The 532-nt window shown below is 61.1% G+C and carries 1 protein-coding gene; it reads right to left on the reverse strand.

The genetic code is table 11. The annotated features are described in order from the left end of the window. Positions 1-23: 23 nt before the first annotated feature. Positions 24-200, reverse strand: coding sequence for a hypothetical protein (locus IBT54_RS24880; RefSeq protein WP_236263726.1), 177 nt, complete (start codon positions 198-200; stop codon positions 24-26). Positions 201-532 lie beyond the last annotated feature (332 nt).

Consider the following 532-nt stretch of genomic DNA (forward strand, 5'->3'; position numbering starts at 1 on the left):
TGGCCACTCAGGCGTGCCGCGATTCAGCGCAGTGCAGGATCGTCGTTATCAGCCTGCGGGTGTGACTCCAGGCGCGTCCACAGCGCCTGCCGGTTCAGCCAGAATCCGGGCGTATGAAATATCCGGCCCAGCTGCTCCGCCAGTACGGGGGTTACCGGCAGGCGACCGGCCAGAAAGGCCCAGGCGACGGCGCTGTCCATCCCGCTGCGCCTGCACAGCTAAGTAACGGAGATATCGTGCTCTGCCAGCAGGAATGCCAGAAAGCGGGCGGGTGAAGTGTGTCCGTCCATACGGTGCCTCTCGGGTTAAAGCGTCAGAAAGACGTCTGAATTAAGCATAAAACGGCCCGGCCCGGGCGCAAACGGGGAACAGGAAAAAAGCCTGCCCTTAAAACGTGAGCACGCAACGCTCGCCGCAGTCACGGCTGAGGCGTACCGCAGCAGCGCGAGGAACGAACAGCCGTGGCGAGGAAGCGTCATTTCACCTTTGCCGGCAGAAACTGCTTATGCGCCTTTCTCAAAAAAAGTGCGTG

It is taken from the genome of Pantoea sp. S62 (assembly GCF_016658625.1).
Taxonomy (GTDB): Bacteria; Pseudomonadota; Gammaproteobacteria; order Enterobacterales; family Enterobacteriaceae; genus Pantoea; species Pantoea vagans.

Excerpts from the sequence above, each read along its gene's own strand:
- IBT54_RS24880 (WP_236263726.1), bottom strand. The coding sequence starts at position 200 with ATGGACAGCGCCGTCGCCTGGGCCTTTCTGGCCGGTCGCCTGCCGGTA.